Here is a 19,275-nt window from a genome sequence, read left to right as displayed (position 1 = left end):
CTGAAAAAATCTGGCGGGGCACTGCCGAGTTTGTTATCCGGTCAAGTTGCCCGGGGAAAGCCGTTTTTCCTAAGCTGTTTTTAATGGCGGAAACAGGATTTCAGTGTAAGGTACGCCTACTGAATCTTACCGTTGAGAATACATGAAGCTGAGTAAATTACGCCTGGTCTCGGGCGCCGTCTTGCTGGCGTGCGCCTGCATGGCGCAAGCAGAAATCCGTTTGAGCGATCCCTTGCCGCTGGCACCAGAAGTAACCGTTGGAAAACTGCCGAACGGCTTGACCTATTACATCAAGAAAAATGCCCGTCCCGCGCAGAAAGTGGAATTGCGCCTGGTGGTGAAAGCCGGTTCCATCCTGGAAGATGACGATCAGCAAGGCCTGGCCCACTTCACGGAACACATGGCTTTCAATGGTTCCACGCATTTCAAGCGCAATGAACTGATTTCGTATCTGCAATCGATCGGCGTGAAGTTCGGCGCCGACTTGAACGCCTACACGAGCTTTGATGAAACCGTGTACGTGCTGCCGATTCCCACGAACAAGAAGGAAAACCTGGAAAAGGGTTTTCTCGTACTGGAAGACTGGGCGCATGGCTTGAAATTCAACCCGGCCGACATCAACAGCGAGCGCGGCATCGTGCTGGAAGAGGCGCGCCTGGGCAAGGGCGCCAGCGACCGCATGAACAAGGTCTTGTATCCGAAGCTGCTGAACGGTTCGCGCTACGCGGAACGCATGCCGATCGGCAAGGAATCCGTGCTGAAAACGTTCAAGCCGGAAGCCATCAAGCGTTTTTACAAGGATTGGTACCGTCCCGACCTGATGGCCGTGATGGTGGTTGGCGACGTGGAGCCCAGACAGGCGGAAGCGATGATACGCCAGCATTTCGGCAAGCTGAAAAATCCCGCGAAGCCGCGTCCGCGCCTGTATGCGGAAGTGCCGCAGCGCTCGCAAACGGAAGCGCTGGTGATCACGGACAAGGAAGCGCCCGATGACAGTGTCTTCATCCGCTACCCGATCCGCGCCGCGCAGGAGCCCGTCACCATTGCCGACTACCGCCGCCAGATGATCGAAAACCTGTACGGGCACATGCTCAGCGCGCGCATGCAGGAATTGACGCAGCAAGCCAATCCCCCGTTCATCCAGGGCGGCAGCAGCATGGGCAAGCTGGTGCGCGGCTATGAATCGTTCAGCGCGTATGCCTTGCTGGGCAAGGGCGGCGTGCAGCCGGCCGTCGATGCGCTGGTGCAGGAAGACGAGCGGGCGCGCCGCTTCGGTTTCAGCCAGGATGAGCTGGACCGCGCGCGCAAGGACATGCTGCGCAATTACGAGCGCGCATACAGCGAGCGCGACAAGTCCGATTCCTCCGGCTTCGTGGCCGAGTATTCGCGCAACTTCCTGGAGCAGGAAGCCATCCCCGGCATCGCCAATGAATTGTTGTACGCGCAGGAACTCTTGCCGCAGGTAACTCTGCAGGAAATCAACGAGACCGTGGCCAAGGTGATTCCTGACCAGCAAAAGAAACTGGTGGTCTTCATGGGCGCCGAGCCGAAAGCGGGCGGTGCGGCTTCGACTGTGCCGACGCAGCAGCAATTGCTCGACGCGGTGGCAAAAGCCGAGCAGCAAAAGGTCGAGCCGCGCACGGAAAAAGTCCTCGCCAGCAAGCTGATGGACGGGCCGCCTGCCGGCGGCAGCATCGTCTCGGAAAAATTGAACAGCGCCGTCGGCGTGACGGAACTGATCTTGGGCAATGGCGTGCGCGTGTTGCTGAAACCCACGGACTTCAAGAATGACCAGGTGCTGATGGGCTCGACCCGCTTTGGCGGCCAGTCGCTGTTCGGCGACGCCGACATCTACAACGCCCGCTACGCGAGCGCCGTGGTCGGCAGCATGGGCTTGCGGGACCTGGCGCCGCTGGACTTGCAAAAAGTGTTGGCCGGCAAGACGGTCAACGTGGGCGCTTCGCTGGGCGAACTGAGCGAAGGCTTTGGCGGCTCGGCCAGCAGCGCCGACGTGGAAGCCATGCTGCAACTGGTGTACCTGTATTTCAATGACGTGCGCAAGGATGCGGGCCTGTACCAATCCTTCATCGGCAAGCAGCAGGACCTGGCGAAAAACAGCATGGCGCAGCCGGAAGCCGTGTTTTACGATGCCATCCAGCACGCCATGTTTGGCGACAACCCGCGCGTCGACGGCGTGCCGCGCGCGGCCGACTTCGACAAGGTGGGCCTGGACCGCTCGCTGGAAATCTTCCGCCAGCGCTTTTCCAGCGCGCGCGACATGACCTTCATCTTCACGGGCAGTTTTGATCTCGGCAAGATCAAGCCGCTGATCGCCAACTACCTGGGCACCTTGCCCGTGGGCGAGGTGGCGCACGCCTACCGCGACGTGGGCATGCGTCCGGTAAGCGGCATCGTCAAGAAAGATATCTACATGGGCAGCGAGCCCAAAAGCACGATTTCCATCACCTTCAATGGCGACGTGGCGTATTCGGACGAGCAAAAGCTGACCCTGCAGGCGCTGGGCGAGGTGCTGAACCTGAAAGTCATCGAAGTGCTGCGTGAAAAGATGAGCATGATCTACGGCGGCGGCTTCGAAACCTCGATGGGCCAGCATCCGTACGGCCATTATTCGGTGGCCTTGAATTTGCCGACGGGACCGGAAAACGTGGACAAGGTGATCGCCGCCGCCTTTGCCGAAATCAACAAGATGAAGACGGACGGGCCATCGGCGGCCGACCTGGAAAAGGTCAAGCTGAACTGGATCACGCGCCAGCAGAAATCCTTGCGAGAAAACAACTACTGGATGAATCAGTTGATGGGTTCGGTGACGCAGGGGCGCGACCCCGCGCACATCCTGCGCTACGAGCAGCGCGTGCGCGCCATCACGCCGCAAGCCGTCAAGCTGGCGGCGCAACGCTACCTGGACATGCACAATTATGTGCAGGTGGTGTTGTATCCGGAACGCAAAAATATTGCTGCCAAGTAATTCTCATATTGGATCAGCATGGGCGGCAGCGTGGCGAAGCTGTTAAACTGCCGCTTATTGATGTGATCGCAATTTAACAAGCAAGGAATGCACGATGGCTAAGAAAGAAGAACTCGATCCGGAAACCCTGGAATTGATCAACTGGTGTATCGAAGTCGAAGGCTTCCTCGTGGCTGGCGGCGCCACCGTGGCGCAGGCGCAGGACCATATCGAAGAGCAGGTCGAGTGGTTTACCGACCAGTTCTACGACGGCTTGACGCCGGAAGAGGCGGCCAAGGAAGCCTTGGCCTGATCCTCTGACAAGACTCACAGCGGGCGGTGCCTGCCGGGCACAGCCCGGTAGCGCCGCCCGTTTTGCTTTTCTGAAAAGATTTCTATCGGGCAATAATTTTCCTATTTATTTCCAGGCACCCATGACACTCCGTTCGCGCATTCTCCTCCTGTGCTTCAGCACCTTGCTGGGCATCGTCCTCATCGCTTCATTCTCCCTGTATTCCTTGCGCCAGACCATGATGGCGGAAAGGGTCGAGCAATTGACGGTGCTGGTGGAACTGGCCAACGCCTCGGTGGAAAAGGCGTACGCGCTGGAACAGTCGGGCAAGCTCACGCGTGAGCAGGCGCAGCAGCAGGCCAAGCTGGCCATCGGCAGCTTCGCCAAGGACGAGATGTATTATTTCGTGCGCGATTTCAGCACGGACTTGCTGTACGTGCACCCGAATGCGTCGCGCATCGGCGTGCCGCAAAAGAACATGAAGCAGTCGGGCGACCGCTACCGCGCGGCCCTGGCCACCAGCCGCATCGGCCTCGTGCAGGCGGACGGCACGCGGCCCGGCTTGCCTGATCCGGTGGCGAAGATGTATGCCGTGGTGAAATTTGCACCGTGGGACTGGCTGATCGGCACGGGCACCTATATCGATGACATCAACCACAAGTTCTGGGCCCAGGCGGGCGTGCTGCTGGCCATCGGCGGCGCGCTGATGCTGGTGGTGGGCGCCCTGGCGGCCCTGATGCTGCGCCGCATCCTGGGCCAGCTCGGTGGCGAACCCGACTATGCGGCGGCCATCGTGGCGCAAATCGCCCAGGGCGATCTGACGACGCACATCGATACGCGCCCCGGCGATACGTCGAGTTTGCTGATGGCCATCAAGGCCATGCGCGATAACCTGGCCCATCTGGTGAGCCAGGTGCGCACCGATGCGGAATCGATTTCCACGGCGTCGGGCGAGATCGCCTCGGGCAACCACGACCTGTCGGCGCGCACGGAGCAGCAGGCGGGATCGCTGGAAGAAACGGCGTCGACCATGGAAGAGATGACCTCGACCGTGCGCCAGAATGCGGACAATGCGCGCCAGGCCAACCAGCTGGCCATTTCCGCCTCGCAAGTGGCGACGCAGGCGGGCGGCGTGGTAAGCCAGGTGGTCGACACCATGGGCGCCATCAATGCTTCGTCGAAAAAGATCGGCGACATCATCGCCGTCATCGACGGCATCGCCTTCCAGACGAATATCCTGGCCCTGAATGCGGCCGTGGAAGCGGCGCGCGCAGGCGAGCAGGGCCGTGGCTTCGCCGTCGTGGCCAGCGAGGTGCGCAACCTGGCCCAGCGTTCGGCCGCGGCCGCCAAGGAGATCAAGCAATTGATCGACAGTTCCGCAGAGCAAGTGGGCGCCGGTGAAAAACTGGTGGCGCTGGCGGGCGAAACGATGGAAAAAGTCGTTTCCAGCGTGCAGCACGTGACCGATATCGTGGCCGAGATTTCGTCTGCCAGCGCCGAGCAAAGCGCCGGCATCGAACAGATCAACCAGGCCATCGTCGAGATGGACAACATGACGCAGCAAAACTCGGCCCTCGTCGAGCAGGCCTCGGCGGCGGCGCAAGCGATGAACGAGCAGGCGGCGGGCCTGGCGCAGATCGTCAGCGTGTTCAAGGTGGGTGCGGTGGCAGGGGCGCCGCGCCCGGCGCCGGCGGCCCAGCGCCGCTTGGCCCGCTAAGTTTTCGTTATAGCGGGAACTTATCGCCTGGCCATCTGTCAAACTCTTCTTGGTCCTTAGCGGACGTACAGTAGAGGTAAGCATGACAGATGGTTTTTCCTATCACGCGGCATTTGCCCGCAACCTGGGCTGGGTCACGCAGGCGGAGCAAAACAGCTTGCGCGGCAAGCGCGTGGCCATCGCCGGCATGGGCGGCGTCGGCGGCGTGCACTTGCTGACCCTGGCGCGGCTGGGCATCGGCGCTTTCCACATCGCCGATTTCGACACCTTCGATATCGCCAACTTCAATCGTCAGGCCGGCGCCATGGTCTCCACCCTGGGCCAGCCCAAGGTGGCCGTGCTGGCGCAGATGGCGCGCGACATCAATCCCGAACTCGACATCAAGCAGTTTCCCGACGGCATACACGACAGCAACCTGGCCGAGTTCTTTGCCGGTGTCGACCTGTACGTGGACGGCCTGGATTTCTTCGCCTTTCCGGCCCGTCAGGCCACCTTCGCTGCCTGCGCCCGCCTGGGCATTCCCGCCATCACGGCCGCGCCGCTGGGCATGGGCACGGCCGTGCTCAGCTTCATGCCGGGCGGCATGACGTTCGAAGAGTATTTCGGCTGGGGCGACTTGCCCGAGGAAGAGAAGGCCTTGCGCTTTCTCGTCGGGCTGGCGCCGGCCGGCTTGCATGCTCGCTACCTGGTCGACCCGTCGGCCATCAATCTGAAGGAGCGGCGCGGGCCGTCGACCATCATGGGGTGCCAGCTGTGCGCGGGCGCGGCCGCCACGGAAGCCCTGAAAATTTTGTTAAAACGCGGCAAGGTGATGGCGGCGCCGCACGGCGTGCATTTCGACGCCTACCGCAACAAGCTCGTGCATACATGGCGTCCCGGCGGCAACCGTCATCCGCTGCAGCGCCTGACGATGGCCATCATCAAGCGGCGACGCGCCGCGCAGGGGGCATAAATGGGGCAAGCACTGCTGAACGATCCCGTGCTGGAAAACATCCTCGACCAGGCGCGCTGGGCGCCCAGCGGCGACAACACGCAGCCGTGGCGCTTTGAAGTCGTCGACGCGCGGCACGTGGTCGTGCATGGCTTCGATACGCGCAGCCATTGCGTGTACGACCTCGACGGCCATCCCAGCCAGCTATCGCTGGGCGCCTTGCTTGAAAGCATGGCGCTGGCGGCCAGTTGCCACGGCTTGCGCATGGAGGCGCGCCGGCGCCTGTCCATGCCCGATACCTTGCCCACCTTCGACGTGCGTTTGGTCGACAGCCCCGGCATGCTGCCCGATCCGCTGGCGGCCTTCTTGCCGCAGCGCAGCGTGCAGCGGCGCCGGCTCAGCACGCGCAGCCTGCGCGCCAGTGAAAAGGCGGCGCTGGCGGCCAGCTTGCCACCGGGCTACTCAGTGCAGTGGTTCGAAGGCGGGCGCGCGCGCCTGGCCTGTGCCCGCCTGATGTTCGACAATGCGAAGCTGCGCCTGACCATGCCCGAAGCGCACAAGGTGCACCGCGACGTGATCGAATGGGGCGCGCGCTACAGCAGCGACCGCATCCCGGAGCAGGCGCTCGGTGTCGATGCGATGACGGCGCGGCTGATGCGCTGGGTCATGCACAGCTGGCGCCGCGTGGATTTTTTCAATACCTGGCTGGGCGGCACCATCGCCCCGCGGCTGCAGATGGACTTGCTGCCGGGCCTGTATTGCGCCGCGCATTTCGCGCTGCTGGCCGATGCGCCGCCGCGCCATGTCGACGATTATGTGGCGGCCGGCCGCGCCATGCAGCGATTCTGGCTGACGGCCACGCAGCTGGGGCTGCAATTGCAGCCGGAACTGACGCCGCTGATCTTTGCCCGCTACGTGCGCGAACGGCGCACTTTTTCGCGCACCGATGGCATGCAGGAAATGGCGCAGGAACTGGTGGTGCAATGCCAGGGCGTGCTGGGGGCGGCGGCGGTCGAGCGGGCCGTGTTCCTCGGGCGCATCGGTGCGGGGCCGGCGGCCGGCGCGCGCTCCTTGCGCCGTCCGCTGCAAGAGTTGCTGGTGGCGCCCACTGCTGGGCCATAAGGCACGCAGCCTGCGTCAGCGGCGCCGCCGTGGCGCCAGGCAAGCGAGCGCCGCCAGGCCCGCCGCCAGCAGCGGCAAGGTGCCCGGCAGCGACACGGGCGTAACGCCAGGTACGTAGGCCAGCTCGGAACTGTTCAGCATGTTCAGCACGAGGGTATAGCTGCCTGCCACCAGCTTATCCGTGACGGCGCCATATTGCCCGCCGCACGTCTTGCCGGCGCCCGTGCCCGTGGGCGCGCCGCAGCCGCTGGGGTCGTAGGTGAATACGCTGCCGCCGGTGAGCGGCGTTTGCGCGTAGCCCGCATTGAGGTTGGCGGCGTCGGCCAGTTCGGTGCCGCCCAGGATACCGGAGCCCAGGCTGCCGTCGGGCGCCCAGTTGAAAACGATCTGGCCATTGCCATCGATGATGGTAAACGTCATCGCCATATTCGCCGTGGCCGCCGAGCCCGTGCCAGCCAGGGCATCCAGGTACAGCTGCATGAAGGGCAGGGCCTGGAAGTCGAAGGCCAGGGTGGCACCCGGCTGGCCGACGACGAAATTGATGGCCAGGGCCGTGCTGGAACCATTGCGGCCCGAGGCGTCGGCGCTGCCGCCGCCCGTGAGAAAGGTTTCCGCCGCATTCACCGTATGCGTACTGGTCGAGCCCGGCGGAAACGGGGGAATCTGCGAGCTGATGATTTGCGCCTCGCCGCGCGCATAGGCGGCGTTGCCCATGCCTTGCCGGGTAAAATCGTTTTGCCCCTTGGTGACGGCGCCGCGTGTCGCTTGCGGCGCGTCGATCTCATTGCTGCCGCCATTGATGATGCTGCTGCCGTTCAGCGTGGCGGTGGTGCGCGACAGGTCGATGTTGCTGAGCAAGGTAGTGGAGCCGGTGGGATTGCTGATGACCAGGCCAAAGACGCTGGTGTAGGAATAGCCATACGCAGCGGCGCTGGCGGTGCCGCTGCTGGCCAGGAACAGCAAGGCCAGCAGGGCCGTTGGTAAACGGATGCAAGAAAATGTAGTCATGAAAATCCTCATCTCCTGGTCGGCCGTGTTGTAAGGAAAACCGACAGGCTTGCTACATAAAAAAGGCGAGGAAACTCCCTCGCCTGTAAATCCCCCCTGTTGCCTGGTTCAGACGGCAAGCTTGCGACGGCGGGCATAGCCCAGGCCCGCCAGACCCAGACCAAGCAAGGCCAGGGTGCCCGGTTCGGGCGTCGCGGCCTGTTTCACCAGGTCCACGCTTTCCACCGCATTCAAGGTCAATGTGTAGTTGCCAGCCGTTAAAGCATTGCTGACGGAGCTGAAGTTGCTGCCGCACACTGTGCCGACACCGGTGCCCGTGGGCGTGCCGCAACCGGATGGGTCGTAGGTGAACAGGTTACCGCGCGTGAGGAAATTGGTCGCCAGGCTGGTGTTCAGGTTGGCGCCATCGGCCGCCTCGGTGCCGCCGAAGATGCCCGAGCCGATCACGCCATCGGGCGTCCAGTTGAACACCGTCGCGCCGGCCGCGTCCGTGATGGTGAAGGTGACGACCAAGTTGGCCGTGGCCGTGGACAGCTGCCCGACCGTGCTTTGCAGGAAGACTTGCATGAAGGGCGAGGCCAGGAAGTCGAAGCTCAGCGTTGCCGTGGGCGAGCCGACGACGAAATCGACGGAGAACCCCGTGGTCGAGCCGTTGCGCCCGGACGCATCGGCCGTGCCGGCCGGTCCGTCAAGGTGGGCTTCGGCCACGTTGACCGCTTGCGTGGAAGTGGAACCCGGCGGGAACGAAGGGAATTGCGTGCTGACGATCTGCGCATCGCCGCGCGAAAAGGTGCCGGTGGGGCCTTGCTGCGTGAAGTCGTTTTCGCCCTTGGTGACGGGGCCGACGTTGGCGCGTGGGGCATCGAGCGAGCCGGCGCCGCCATTGATGACGCTCACGCCATTGAGGGTAGCCGTGCTGCGCGAGATGGTGGTGCTGTTGGCGACCGTGATCTGGCCCGTCGGCACGGCGATCACCAGGCCGAAGATGTTGTTGTACGAATAGCCGTAGGCGCCCGCCTGTGCGCTACCGGCGGCGCACAGCAGGGCCAGTGCCGCTGCGGCCGGGAGCAGTTTCAGTTTCGAGAGTTTCATTGTATTCACCTCGTGGTTGAGTGAGTCTGGAAGGTTTGCCTGAGACCTGTCGGCAGGTGCTCATGGCAAGTACCTAGCGACTTCCATGCCAACGCATGAGGTTCGTTTGAAATCAATGACTTGGCGCGCTTTTGTTGACGTGGTGCAGGTGTTGCCGGACTCGCTGTAAGAAAAACCGACGCCACCCGTCAAGGCTGGGCGCCTTGTGGCAACGAGCCCAGCAGGGCGTGCATATGGGGCAGCAAGCGTTGCCCGGGCACATAGTCGCGCATGGTCGTGGCCAGCTGACGTGCCGCCAGCCTGGCCCGTCCATCGTCGAGCATGCGCGTGGCGGCATGGCGCAAGGCCGTTTCCTGGAAGCGGTCGGCGCGCAGCAGCAGGCCGGCACCGGCGCCCACGATGCCGTGCATGTTGAGGAATTGGTCGAGGTTGCCGGCGATGCCGATGACGGGCACGCCTGCCGTCAGCGCCTGCTGGCTGGTGGGGCTGCCGCCGTTGCAGATCACCAGGCTGGCGCGCCGGGCGGCCGCGTCGCCCGGCAAAAAAGGCGCGACATAGGCATTCGGCGGCACGGCATCGACGCGGATGGTGCCGGCCGTGGCCGCCATCACGGTGACGGGCAGGGGCGCCAGCGCGCGCAGCACGCGCGGCAGCAATTGCCCCTGGCCGGAACTGCCCAGGGTGACATAGATGATGGGCCGCCCGCTGCTCAGTTCCGGGCGCTGCCACCAGTCCGGCAAGTCGAGCGGCGGCGCCCAGATGATGGGGCCCAGGTAGTCGTGCGTGGGCGGCATGCCGTGCGGCGGGAACAGCTGCGGAATATCCGCGTACAAGGTGCGGTCGGCATCCGTATAGATGCGCCGCAGGTCGCTGCCCAGCGATGGCAGGCCATGCCGGCGGCGCACGCGGTTCAGGGGCACGGCGTGCGAGGCGAAGGCCAGCGGGCGGATCAGGCGGAACAGGGGATCGGCCAGCCAGATGGGCAGCATGCCCGTCAGGGGCAGGCTGGGCACCGTATAGTGCTGGCGCACCCAGGGACTCCAGTAGGCATTGCTGACGGTAATGTAGGGAATGCGCTGCAGGCGCGCGCTGACCGACAGCGACAGGCGAAAGTCGCCGATCACGAGGTCGGGCTGGACGGCATTGAGCAGGCGCAGGTCGTCTTCCACATACGCGTGCAAGGTGCTTTCCGTATAGACGGGCTTGCCGTGCGCCAGCGCCTGCAGAAATTGCAGCGATGAAATACTGTCGATACGCCAGCGCCGAAAGGGGACTTGCTTGAAACAAAAGTCATAGCCATCGGCACAGGCAAAATGGACTTCGTACTCTTCCTCGTCCAGCTCCTGGGCCAGGCTCAGGGGACGGCCGACATGGGCCAGGGTCACTGCCTCGGCCATAAAGAGGATTTTCTTGCGCGCCATGGGGTCGCTTGCACTCGTGCGGGAGGGGATGCCTGGCAAGTTGGAGTGGCGCCACGCCGTTTAGTTCCCGACCGCGCGCCACTGGCGGGCGCCAGGAGTTGGGCGCATCGGCTACAGTGAGGCAAAGGAGATCACCATGCAGCCACAATCCCGTTTTGTCCCGCTGCGTGCGCACAGCACGCCCGAACCCGATATGCCGCCACCGCCGGAAGGCGATCCTCTCACGCCACCGCCGGAACCGCCGCCGCACATCGACCCCGTGCCGGTCGAGGAACCCACGCCGCCGCCGCCGCCCGTGAAAATGCATTGAACGGTTTGCCAGCCGCAGCGTTGCGCCATGGCCAGCTGTGGCCGGCGCGCGCCTTGTTTATTTCCAGTTGGAAATGGGAGGCGCGGGACTCGTCAGGGCCACGCCATTTAAACAACAAAAATGCGCATAAATGTTGCCGAGTGGATACATATCAAGCGCTAACTGCCGAGTGTCATGCGGCCGTCACGATTCTGTTCTTATAATGAGACATCATAAAAATTCTTGTACAGGAGACCATCGTGGGCAATTCCTTGCATAACAAAATCTACCTGGGCCGGCGGCCTGTGATCACCAGCAAGAATCTCGTGGCGCTGGTCGTGGCGGGTGCCGTGGCTGGTTGCGGCCTGGCTTGGCTGCTGTTGCGCAGCTATAAATAACGGCCGTCGCGGCCGTGTTTCCGCTGCCTGGCCGCCTGGCCGGCGGCGGTAGATTCACGTTGCCTGTTGCCGATGCGCAGCGGGGCGCGTACCATGGGGGCCGAACACCTGGCCTTTTATGGAAAAGTAATGAAGAACGAGAAATTAACAACTGATGAATATGACGCGCTGGAGCAAGTTGCACGCGGCATCAAGACCGAGCGCCCCAGTGCTTGCGTTGCCCGCAATGCCAAGCGCCTGTCCGGCCTGAAGCTGCTCAGCTATGCACGCGATGGCCGTCTGTCCATCACCGACAAGGCACAACAGCTGCTGTTCCTGCGCCGCTGCATCATGGGGCTGCGCGCCGTCGCCGCCGATCCGCTGACCAAGCTCGATACGGACGTGGCTTACTTCCTGGGCAAGAAAGCCCACATCGTGGCGCGCGCCGAAGGCGAGGGCCACGACATTTCCGACAAGGGCCGCGACTCGCTGGCCGATATCGACACCCTGGGCCTGTAAGGTCCGCAACCGGCCCCTGGGGCCGGTTTTCACATCCCCATTCTTTTTATTATTTCCCCTTTGGAGAACACTTTGGACAGCGCGATGAACTGGTCGGCCCACGAACTGACGATGACGGTCCTGATGACGCCCGATATGGCCAACTTTTCCGGCAACGTGCACGGCGGCACCATCCTGAAATACCTCGACAGCGTCGCCTACGCCTGCGCCAGCCGCTATTCGGGCAGCTACGTGGTGACCTTGTCCGTGGACCAGGTGATGTTCCTGCAGCCTATCCACGTGGGCGAGCTGGTGACCTTCCTTGCCTCGATCAATTACACGGGCACGACCTCGATGGAAGTGGGTATCCGCGTGGTGACGGAAAACATCCAGCAGCGCCTGGTGCGCCACGCCAACAGCTGCTATTTCACGATGGTGGCCGTCGATGCCAACCGCAAGCCGGTGGCCGTGCCGCCTTTGGCGCTCGAGACGCCGGAACAGCACGCGCGCTTCGAGCAGGCCAAGCTGCGCAAGCTGTCGCGCCAGAAAGTGTCGAAGAAATAAAGGCAGCGGAAATGAAAAAACGGCCACCAGAGCGATCTGGTGGCCGTTTTTTATTGCCTGCCGCCTGCTGGCGGCATGGCGCCGTGATTAACGGTCGCCGTAGCTGCGGCGTGCGCCGTCGGTGCTGCGCGGGTTGGAACCCTTGTAGCCGCCGCCGGTGCTAGGAGCGCCGTCCTTGCGTGGTGCGCCCGGCTTGCTGAACGTGCGTTGGCCTGGCTTCGCGCCGCCACGGTTGTCGCCTGGTTTCCAGCCGCCTGGACGGGCGCTCGAACGTGGTGCCGATGCCGTTTTCTTCGGCTCGAAACCTTCGATGACATTGACCGGGATCAATTGCTTGGTGAAGCGTTCGATGCGCTTGACGTTCATGCCTTCAGCGTGGTTCACCAGCGAGATGGCCAGGCCATTGCGGCCAGCGCGGCCGGTACGGCCGATGCGGTGGACGTAGTCTTCCGGGAACTTCGGCAGATCGTAGTTGAACACGTGGGTGATCGTTGGCACGTCGATACCGCGGGCGGCAACGTCGGTGGCAACGAGCACTTTGACCTGGCCGCGGCGCATGCCGTCCAAGGTGCGGTTACGCGCGCCCTGGTGCATGTCGCCGTGCAAGGCGGCAGCCGAGAAACCGGCGATGTTCAGACGGTCGGCGATGGTGTCGGCGTCACGCTTGGTGGCGGTGAACACAACAGCCTGGTCCAGCGATTCGTCGCGCAGCAGGTGGTCCAGCAGGCGGTTCTTGTGCGACAGGTCGTCGACGAAGTGCACGCGCTGGGTGATGTTTTCATGCTTGTTGCTCGAGCTTGCCACTTGGATGACCAGCGGGTTCTTCGTGATGCGGCGCGCCATGTTGCCCACGACGCCGTCCAAGGTTGCCGAGAACAGCATGGTTTGACGGCCTTCCGGCGTCGCTTCCACGATTTTTTCGATGTCGTCGATGAAACCCATGTCCAGCATGCGGTCGGCTTCGTCCAGCACCAGGATTTCCAGTTGCGAGAAGTCGATCTTGCCCGAATCCATGTGGTCGATCAGACGGCCAGGGGTGGCGACCAGAATCTCGGGATTCTTGGCCAGCAATTGCATCTGTTTAGGGTAAGGCATGCCGCCCAGGATCGACACAGCCTTGATGCGGCGGATGCCGGTGCTGTACTTGTCGGTGTTGGTGGTTACTTGCAGGGCCAGTTCGCGCGTTGGCGTCAGCACCAGCATTTTTGGCTGGGCAGCCTTGAAGCGTGGACGCTCGCCGCGGGCGCGCGATGCTTGCATTTCCTGGTTCGGCGTCTTGCCGGCGGCGCTTTGTTCGGCGCTGGCCAGTTTGTGCAGCGACGGCAGCATGAAAGCTGCGGTCTTGCCCGAACCGGTCTGCGACGAGACCAGCAGGTCACGGCCTTCGATCGCGGCTGGAATCGCTTGCGACTGTACCGCGGTTGGCGCGGTGTAGCCCGATTCGGTCAGAGCGGCGAGGATGGACGGATGCAGGCCTAAGGATTCAAATGTCATTCTTTTCTTTCGTAAAAATCAGCGTTCTTGCAAAAAGCAGAACGCAAAATAGCAACGCCAACCAAAACGAAATGACTCAACTAGAAAGAAATTTCGGCACAAAAGCTTTGCGCCGGGACGGTGTCAGGTGCGACACACAAGGCGGGAGGGCTTTATAAGCGGCATCCTGTGGATGCGCTAAGGCTTGCGAAGCTGCTAAGTTTGTAGTGCATGACTGCGGTGTTGCCATCGCTTCAAGGGAACATATTGCAGCGCACAACGACACTATACCGTATTTGCCGCCGTTTTGCACGGGCTAAATGGGAAGAAACGAAGGTCCTGCGACGTTTTTGGGCATATTTCCTATGTGAAATAAGTAGAAATACGCAGTTTTTACCCGTTTAGCTGAGCATGGCCACGATGTCGGCGGGCAGCGGCGGCGCCTGTCGCGTTTCCCTGGCCAGATTGATCTGCCGGGTCACCTGCGCCAGTTCGACCAGGCTGCGTTCCAGCTGATACGTTCCCTTTGCATGCAGCCAGGCCAGCACGTCGGCCAGGTGCCAGATGGTGGCGTTGCCCTCATGCACGGGTACGGGGAAGCTGTGGCGGTGCTTGCTCATCAGCTTGTGCAGGTTTTGCCGGGAAAGGCCGAGTACCTGCGCCACGTCGGTCAGGCCCACGAAGTCGGGGGCGGCCTCGACCAGCACGGCATCAGGCACGATGGCTTTGACGTCGGCCAGGGCGCTGAGCAGCGCCTCCCTGGCATTGGCCGCCTCGCGCGTGAATTCCAGCGCCAGGCGTCCCGCTTGCCCGATACCAACGAGGGCATCGTCGCAACCGCGGCCGCCCAGGCGCTCGGCCAGCGCATCAAGGTCGTGTTCGTGGTCGGGCAGGCTGTACTTGAGAGTAAAGATGTAATCCATGATTGTTAACCCCTGGATTTGCGCTGCATGCAGTCGTGCAGCAGTTTGTTGAAAGTGCAATTATCGACCACCCGGCGGATCGCCCGCGCGTGGTTGCCCGGGTTTTTCGGCGTGCTCCAGATGCAGGCGATACAGAATTCGCCGCAGCGGCAGCCGTCGTCATTGTAGGGGCAGTACATCTTGCCCCAGGCATGGCTGCCGCCCACTTCCACGCGCCAGCCCTGGCTTTCCGCGTGGCGCAGCGCCGCTTCGATTTCTTTCTTGGGATGCGAGGAGCGCGCCATGCGATGCCTCCAATGTAGGTCGATTTTTATCGGTTGTCAAGTGACAACCGATAAAAATCGACCATCACCGCATCACTCTACTTCGGGATTGACGGCCATCACTTGCGAAAAGCCGCCATCGACGTAGGTAATCTCGCCCGTGATGCCCGAGGCCAGGTCGGACAGCAGAAAGGCGGCCGTGTTGCCGACCTCTTCGATGGTGACATTGCGCCGCAGCGGGGCATGCTCGGCCACAAAGCCCAGCAGTTTGCTGAAATCTTTGATGCCGGAAGCGGCCAGGGTCTTGATGGGGCCGGCGGAGATGCCGTTGGCGCGGATGCCGCGCGGCCCCAGCGATTCGGCCAGGTAGCGCACGGATGCCTCCAGCGACGCCTTGGCCAGGCCCATGGTGTTGTAGTAGGGCACGGCGCGCACGGCGCCCAGGTAGGTCAGGGTCAGGACCGACGCGCCCGGATGCAGCAGGGGCAGGGCGGCCTTGGCCATGGCGGGAAAACTGTAGGCGGAAATATCGTGCGCGATGCGGAAGCTGTCGCGCGACAGGCCGTCGAGGAAGTCGCCGGCGATCGCCTCGCGCGGCGCGAAGCCGATGGCGTGCACCAGGCCGTCCAGTTGATCCCAGTGGCGCGCCAGGTCGTTGAAGACGGCGCCGATCTGTTCATCGCTGGACACGTCGCAGTCGAACACCAGTTCGCTGCCGAATTCCGCCGCAAACTCCGTGATGCGCTCCTTGAAGCGGTCACCCACATACGTGAAGGCGAGCGTGGCGCCTTCGCGGTGGCAAGCCTTGGCGATGCCATAGGCAATGGAGCGGTTCGACAGCAAGCCCGTGATGAGGATTTTTTTGCCTTGCAAGAAAGCCATGACGACTCCTGTCTGGGTAGGTGGGCGGGGTAGGCGGATGTACAACCGGCCGCGACAGCAAGGCTGTGGCGGCCGGTAGGGTGTCTCAATACGGATCAGGCGATCAGTGACGTGCCTTGGCGCGACTGTTGCCACCGCGCTGGATGCGCGGTTTTACCAGGGAAATTGGCGCGGCTTGCACCTTGCCGCCCTTGGTGGCGCGGCGCACGGCCTTGGCGACGCGTTCCGGGCGGTCCGCTTCCAGCAGCATGGTGGCGCTGTCGGCGATTTCCTGGGTGATGTCGTTGTTCATCGTGGCCGAGGTTTTCGGCACGAGGATGGTGGAGCCGGCGCGCAAGCGGGTGCGCTGGGGAATGTTGTTGGCCTGGCGCAGCACGTCGGGCGTGGTGCCGAATTTCGACGCCAGCGTTTCGATGCGTTCGCGCGCATTGGTGATCTTGTGCGTGGTCCAGCTCGACAAGGCATGGCCCCATTGCGCCAGGTTGGTGGTGAACTTGGCGGCGTTTTCCTGTGGCAGCAGAATCTTGGTCTTTTCGCCGCCGATGATGACGGGGCGGTTAAATTGCGGATTCAAGGCCTTGAATTCATCCATCGACAGTTCGGCCAGCTGGGCGGCGACGGTGATGTCGATGTCACTCGTCTTGTCGATGGCCGTGAAGTAGGGCTGGTTGTCGACCACCGGCAGGGTCAGGCCATACTGGGACGGATTGGCGATGATGTTTTTCACCGCTTGCAGCTTGGGTACGTAGTTGCGCGTTTCGGCCGGCATCAGGTCGGCCAGGCTTTCGAAATCGGTGGGCTTGCCCAGCGACTGGTTTTTCTTGATGGCGCGCTGCACCGAACCTTCGCCCCAGTTGTAGGCGGCCAGGGCCAGTTGCCAGTCGCCAAACATGTCATACAGGCGCTGCAGATAGGTCAGGGCCGCATCGGTCGAGGCCAGCACGCCGCGGCGCTCGTCCTTGAACATGTTTTGCTTGAGGTTGAAATCGCGTCCCGTGGCGGGCACGAATTGCCACATGCCGGCCGCGTTGGCGCTCGAAAACGCTTGCGGGTTGAAGGCGGATTCAATGAACGGCAGCAAGGCCAGTTCCGTCGGCATGCCGCGCTTTTCCAGTTCCTGCACCACGTGGAAGATGTAGCGCGAGGCGCGCGCCGTCGTGCGGGCGATGTAGTCGGGGCGGGTGGCGTACCAGTTGACGTGATTCGCTACCAGCTGGTTGTTGATGTCGGGAATCGCATAGCCGCTGCGGATGCGGCCCCAGACGTCGGCTTCGCGCAGCGGATCGGAATTGTCGCTGAGATTTTTCAGCAGACGGTCGGTCTTTTGCAGGCGGTTGTCGAGGGTGGGGAGTTTTGCCGTGACCTGGGCGGTCATCGGGATCAGGGCCGGTGTGGCGGCGGCGACTGGCGCGTTATCGCTCTCAACACCGGCTTCGTACGCCTGGCTGAGGGCGGGCGCAAGCGCCAGGGCCAACGCCGCCAGGACGGTAGATTTAAAGGAGTTTTCGTGCATAGTGTTCCATTGTTGTCGTCGGAGAAACATCGGACAGACCCATGATCAAGGTGCGAGTGTACGTATATCCCCATGCCGGAGTCAAGAATTATGTCAGCATGATGACAGCACATAGCTATCAATAGCGATGTTTCCAGTCTCTAATAATGCAATTATGACAAATTTAATTTGCCCAATGCGTGATTCGGCCGCTGTTATAGCATACAAGGCGCCGGCTCTGGCGCAAGCCTGGCAGCCGTCCGGTATGAGGCTGCGCAAAAGTGCGTACAATTTGGCTTTGGCCGGCCATTCGGCTGCCGGCCGCTTTATTGATAGAGAGTCAAGTATATGAACACCCCGCCGCGCCACGACGACGACAACGCCGTCATCATCGCCAATACCGTTGCCTGGCTGGAAAAGGCCGTGATCGGCCTGAACCTGTGCCCGTTCGCCAAGGCCGTGCACGTCAAGAAGCAGATCCGCTATGTGGTGTGCGAATCGAGCAATCCAGAAGATTTGCTGGCGATGCTGATGGACGAGCTGCAAACCCTGGCCGACACGGATCCCGAGCAGATCGACACGACCCTGCTGATCCACCCGTACACTCTGAACGATTTCCTCGACTACAACGAGTTTCTCGACGTGGCCGATGCGGCCGTGGAAGACATGCACCTGGCTGGCGAACTGCAAGTGGCCAGTTTTCACCCGAACTACCAGTTTGCCGAGACGTTCGAGGACGACATCAGCAACTATACGAACCGCTCGCCATACCCGACCCTGCACCTGCTGCGCGAAGACAGCATCGAGCGCGCCGTCGAGGCCTTCCCGGAAGCGTCGGACATCTTCGACAAGAATATCGCCACCCTGGAAGCGCTGGGCACCGAAGGCTGGGAAAAGCTCGGCCTGCCGAAGGTATCCTGATGGCTGACGAGGAATTGCCGCCGCGTCCAGACACGCCCTGCGTGGCCGTGTGCTCGACGACTTTCGATGAAATCTGCCGCGGCTGCGGCCGCACCGTGGTGGAAGTGGCCCACTGGGTGTCGATGACGGATGAGGAGAAGGAAGTGGTGTGGGTGAGGATACTGGCGCAAGGGTATCCGCGCAGGAATACCTGATTTAACCCAACGGCAACTGCTGGGGTCAGACCCCCTCACATGTCAGCGATGACTTTGTGGGAGCGGCATTGAGGGTCTGACCCCGGTACTGTTGACGCTAACGATCAATAGCTGCCGATGAAATCTTTCTTGCCGACTTCGATACCATTGTGACGCAGGATGTCGTACGCCGTCGTCGCGTGGAAGAAGAAGTGCGGCAGCGCGTAGTGGAACAGATAGGTCTGGCCTGTGAAGTGCTTGGTCTTTTCGCCGCTGCCCGTGGTGATGGCGCGCGTTTCGCTGCCGTCGATGTCCGCTTGCGGCAGGCTTTCCAGGAAGGCGATGGTTTTCACGATGCGCGCCTTCAGCTCCGCGAAGCTCTGTTCGCTGTCTTCGTACGGTGGCACGGCCACGCCGGCCAGGCGCGCGCCACAGCCCTTGGCGAAGTCGGTGGCGATCTGGATCTGGCGCACGAACGGCAGCATGTCCGGGAACAGGCGGAAGTTCAGCAGGGCGTTCGGATCGATTTTCTTGTCTTGCGCGTGCGATTCCGCCTTGTCCAGGATGGCGGCCAGACTGCCCAGGATCTGTTTGAAGACGGGGATCGAAGCGGAGTAGATGGAGAAGGTCATGGTGGTTCCTCTAGGTAAAGTGGCGCGATGATAGCAAGCTGCGCGTTTTTCTGCTGGCGCCGGCCGGGCGCGCCGGCTCGCGTGTGGTTTTTCCACCCTGTCTATATGACATGAGGACACCGCTGGCGTGTGTTTATTGGTGACTTCCCCCGCTTTTTCCATGCATAATTGCTCCTCATAAAGTTTCTTCCCGCCTCACCACCGATTCCCCTGTAAAGTTCAATGATCGCCCGCCTGATC

At 62.2% G+C, this 19,275-nt stretch carries 20 protein-coding genes; 11 read left to right on the top strand and 9 right to left on the bottom strand.

Features of this window, described 5'->3' with window-relative positions; translation table 11 throughout:
- Nucleotides 1-142: 142 nt before the first annotated feature.
- The 5 genes from CLU90_RS09110 (at nt 143) to CLU90_RS09090 (ending at nt 7,027) form a co-directional block, all read left to right on the top strand.
- Complete coding sequence (locus CLU90_RS09110) at nt 143-2,986, top strand: M16 family metallopeptidase (protein ID WP_100427720.1); 2,844 nt, start codon at nt 143-145, stop codon at nt 2,984-2,986.
- Nucleotides 2,987-3,080: 94 nt separating this feature from the next.
- A complete protein-coding gene (locus CLU90_RS09105) occupies nt 3,081-3,278 on the top strand; it encodes a hypothetical protein (protein ID WP_010399555.1) in 198 nt (65 codons plus the stop codon).
- Between the two features lie 121 nt (nt 3,279-3,399).
- Nucleotides 3,400-4,974: a methyl-accepting chemotaxis protein gene (locus tag CLU90_RS09100; RefSeq protein WP_092714649.1), complete on the top strand. Its 1,575-nt coding sequence runs from the start codon at nt 3,400-3,402 to the stop codon at nt 4,972-4,974.
- A gap of 82 nt (nt 4,975-5,056) precedes the next feature.
- Complete coding sequence (locus CLU90_RS09095) at nt 5,057-5,926, top strand: ThiF family adenylyltransferase (protein WP_092714651.1); 870 nt, start codon at nt 5,057-5,059, stop codon at nt 5,924-5,926.
- Nucleotides 5,927-7,027: a nitroreductase family protein gene (locus CLU90_RS09090; RefSeq protein ID WP_100427719.1), complete on the top strand. Its 1,101-nt coding sequence runs from the start codon at nt 5,927-5,929 to the stop codon at nt 7,025-7,027.
- 15 nt (nt 7,028-7,042) lie between these two features.
- On the opposite strand, the gene CLU90_RS09085 is transcribed toward CLU90_RS09090, so the two are convergent.
- The 3 genes from CLU90_RS09085 to CLU90_RS09075 all read right to left on the bottom strand — a co-directional run bounded on the left by CLU90_RS09085 (nt 7,043) and on the right by CLU90_RS09075 (nt 10,548).
- Nucleotides 7,043-8,035, bottom strand: a complete 993-nt coding sequence (locus tag CLU90_RS09085; protein ID WP_100427718.1) for an EDSAP-1 family PEP-CTERM protein — start codon at nt 8,033-8,035, stop codon at nt 7,043-7,045.
- 108 nt (nt 8,036-8,143) lie between these two features.
- On the bottom strand, nt 8,144-9,127 hold the full coding sequence (locus CLU90_RS09080; RefSeq protein ID WP_092714658.1) for an EDSAP-1 family PEP-CTERM protein: 984 nt from the start codon (nt 9,125-9,127) through the stop codon (nt 8,144-8,146).
- Nucleotides 9,128-9,315: 188 nt separating this feature from the next.
- Nucleotides 9,316-10,548, bottom strand: a complete 1,233-nt coding sequence (locus CLU90_RS09075; protein WP_139178313.1) for a glycosyltransferase — start codon at nt 10,546-10,548, stop codon at nt 9,316-9,318.
- A 136-nt stretch (nt 10,549-10,684) separates the two neighbouring features.
- On the opposite strand from CLU90_RS09075, the gene CLU90_RS29685 reads away from it, so the two are divergent.
- The 4 genes from CLU90_RS29685 (at nt 10,685) to CLU90_RS09065 (ending at nt 12,276) form a co-directional block, all read left to right on the top strand.
- The gene (locus CLU90_RS29685) at nt 10,685-10,858 is read left to right on the top strand and encodes a hypothetical protein (RefSeq protein ID WP_175539332.1); all 174 of its coding nucleotides are present in this window, start codon (nt 10,685-10,687) and stop codon (nt 10,856-10,858) included.
- A 239-nt stretch (nt 10,859-11,097) separates the two neighbouring features.
- Nucleotides 11,098-11,235, top strand: a complete 138-nt coding sequence (locus CLU90_RS29680) for a hypothetical protein (protein WP_175539333.1) — start codon at nt 11,098-11,100, stop codon at nt 11,233-11,235.
- Nucleotides 11,236-11,364: 129 nt separating this feature from the next.
- Nucleotides 11,365-11,733, top strand: coding sequence for a hypothetical protein (locus CLU90_RS09070; RefSeq protein WP_092714661.1), 369 nt, complete (start codon nt 11,365-11,367; stop codon nt 11,731-11,733).
- Nucleotides 11,734-11,817: 84 nt separating this feature from the next.
- Nucleotides 11,818-12,276: an acyl-CoA thioesterase gene (locus CLU90_RS09065; protein WP_070255772.1), complete on the top strand. Its 459-nt coding sequence runs from the start codon at nt 11,818-11,820 to the stop codon at nt 12,274-12,276.
- A gap of 87 nt (nt 12,277-12,363) precedes the next feature.
- On the opposite strand, the gene CLU90_RS09060 is transcribed toward CLU90_RS09065, so the two are convergent.
- The 5 genes from CLU90_RS09060 to CLU90_RS09040 form a co-directional block, all read right to left on the bottom strand.
- Nucleotides 12,364-13,770, bottom strand: coding sequence for a DEAD/DEAH box helicase (locus CLU90_RS09060; protein WP_076566600.1), 1,407 nt, complete (start codon nt 13,768-13,770; stop codon nt 12,364-12,366).
- 380 nt (nt 13,771-14,150) lie between these two features.
- Entirely contained in the window at nt 14,151-14,672 is a 522-nt protein-coding gene (locus CLU90_RS09055; RefSeq protein WP_100427717.1) for a helix-turn-helix transcriptional regulator, read from the bottom strand.
- 5 nt (nt 14,673-14,677) lie between these two features.
- Complete coding sequence (locus CLU90_RS09050) at nt 14,678-14,956, bottom strand: hypothetical protein (RefSeq protein WP_100427716.1); 279 nt, start codon at nt 14,954-14,956, stop codon at nt 14,678-14,680.
- Between the two features lie 72 nt (nt 14,957-15,028).
- Entirely contained in the window at nt 15,029-15,817 is a 789-nt protein-coding gene (fabI, locus tag CLU90_RS09045) for an enoyl-ACP reductase FabI (RefSeq protein ID WP_092714665.1), read from the bottom strand.
- A gap of 103 nt (nt 15,818-15,920) precedes the next feature.
- Complete coding sequence (locus tag CLU90_RS09040; RefSeq protein ID WP_092714667.1) at nt 15,921-17,330, bottom strand: transglycosylase SLT domain-containing protein; 1,410 nt, start codon at nt 17,328-17,330, stop codon at nt 15,921-15,923.
- Between the two features lie 327 nt (nt 17,331-17,657).
- Here CLU90_RS09040 and CLU90_RS09035 point away from each other — a divergent pair, with 327 nt between their 5' ends.
- Together CLU90_RS09035 and CLU90_RS09030 are read left to right on the top strand one after the other, a co-directional pair.
- Nucleotides 17,658-18,230, top strand: coding sequence for a DUF1415 domain-containing protein (locus CLU90_RS09035; RefSeq protein WP_034749682.1), 573 nt, complete (start codon nt 17,658-17,660; stop codon nt 18,228-18,230).
- Nucleotides 18,230-18,424, top strand: coding sequence for a DUF1289 domain-containing protein (locus CLU90_RS09030; RefSeq protein ID WP_092714669.1), 195 nt, complete (start codon nt 18,230-18,232; stop codon nt 18,422-18,424). The genes CLU90_RS09035 and CLU90_RS09030 overlap by 1 nt, the downstream gene beginning before the upstream one ends.
- A 104-nt stretch (nt 18,425-18,528) precedes the next feature.
- Here CLU90_RS09030 and CLU90_RS09025 read toward each other — a convergent pair whose 3' ends face one another.
- On the bottom strand, nt 18,529-19,035 hold the full coding sequence (locus CLU90_RS09025; protein WP_092714671.1) for a DUF1993 domain-containing protein: 507 nt from the start codon (nt 19,033-19,035) through the stop codon (nt 18,529-18,531).
- Nucleotides 19,036-19,275 lie beyond the last annotated feature (240 nt).

The organism is Janthinobacterium sp. 67, assembly GCF_002797895.1.
Classification (GTDB): Bacteria; Pseudomonadota; Gammaproteobacteria; order Burkholderiales; family Burkholderiaceae_D; genus Janthinobacterium.
The sequence above is the reverse complement of the archived record's forward strand: the minus strand, read 5'-3'. Positions and strand labels throughout refer to the sequence as shown.

Excerpts from the sequence above, each read along its gene's own strand:
- CLU90_RS09110 (WP_100427720.1), top strand. The coding sequence starts at position 143 with ATGAAGCTGAGTAAATTACGCCTGGTCTCGGGCGCCGTCTTGCTGGCG.
- CLU90_RS09105 (WP_010399555.1), top strand. The coding sequence starts at position 3,081 with ATGGCTAAGAAAGAAGAACTCGATCCGGAAACCCTGGAATTGATCAAC.
- CLU90_RS09100 (WP_092714649.1), top strand. The coding sequence starts at position 3,400 with ATGACACTCCGTTCGCGCATTCTCCTCCTGTGCTTCAGCACCTTGCTG.
- CLU90_RS09095 (WP_092714651.1), top strand. The coding sequence starts at position 5,057 with ATGACAGATGGTTTTTCCTATCACGCGGCATTTGCCCGCAACCTGGGC.
- CLU90_RS09090 (WP_100427719.1), top strand. The coding sequence starts at position 5,927 with ATGGGGCAAGCACTGCTGAACGATCCCGTGCTGGAAAACATCCTCGAC.
- CLU90_RS09085 (WP_100427718.1), bottom strand. The coding sequence starts at position 8,035 with ATGACTACATTTTCTTGCATCCGTTTACCAACGGCCCTGCTGGCCTTG.
- CLU90_RS09080 (WP_092714658.1), bottom strand. The coding sequence starts at position 9,127 with ATGAAACTCTCGAAACTGAAACTGCTCCCGGCCGCAGCGGCACTGGCC.
- CLU90_RS09075 (WP_139178313.1), bottom strand. The coding sequence starts at position 10,548 with ATGGCGCGCAAGAAAATCCTCTTTATGGCCGAGGCAGTGACCCTGGCC.
- CLU90_RS29685 (WP_175539332.1), top strand. The coding sequence starts at position 10,685 with ATGCAGCCACAATCCCGTTTTGTCCCGCTGCGTGCGCACAGCACGCCC.
- CLU90_RS09070 (WP_092714661.1), top strand. The coding sequence starts at position 11,365 with ATGAAGAACGAGAAATTAACAACTGATGAATATGACGCGCTGGAGCAA.
- CLU90_RS09065 (WP_070255772.1), top strand. The coding sequence starts at position 11,818 with ATGAACTGGTCGGCCCACGAACTGACGATGACGGTCCTGATGACGCCC.
- CLU90_RS09060 (WP_076566600.1), bottom strand. The coding sequence starts at position 13,770 with ATGACATTTGAATCCTTAGGCCTGCATCCGTCCATCCTCGCCGCTCTG.
- CLU90_RS09055 (WP_100427717.1), bottom strand. The coding sequence starts at position 14,672 with ATGGATTACATCTTTACTCTCAAGTACAGCCTGCCCGACCACGAACAC.
- CLU90_RS09050 (WP_100427716.1), bottom strand. The coding sequence starts at position 14,956 with ATGGCGCGCTCCTCGCATCCCAAGAAAGAAATCGAAGCGGCGCTGCGC.
- fabI (WP_092714665.1), bottom strand. The coding sequence starts at position 15,817 with ATGGCTTTCTTGCAAGGCAAAAAAATCCTCATCACGGGCTTGCTGTCG.
- CLU90_RS09040 (WP_092714667.1), bottom strand. The coding sequence starts at position 17,330 with ATGCACGAAAACTCCTTTAAATCTACCGTCCTGGCGGCGTTGGCCCTG.
- CLU90_RS09035 (WP_034749682.1), top strand. The coding sequence starts at position 17,658 with ATGAACACCCCGCCGCGCCACGACGACGACAACGCCGTCATCATCGCC.
- CLU90_RS09030 (WP_092714669.1), top strand. The coding sequence starts at position 18,230 with ATGGCTGACGAGGAATTGCCGCCGCGTCCAGACACGCCCTGCGTGGCC.
- CLU90_RS09025 (WP_092714671.1), bottom strand. The coding sequence starts at position 19,035 with ATGACCTTCTCCATCTACTCCGCTTCGATCCCCGTCTTCAAACAGATC.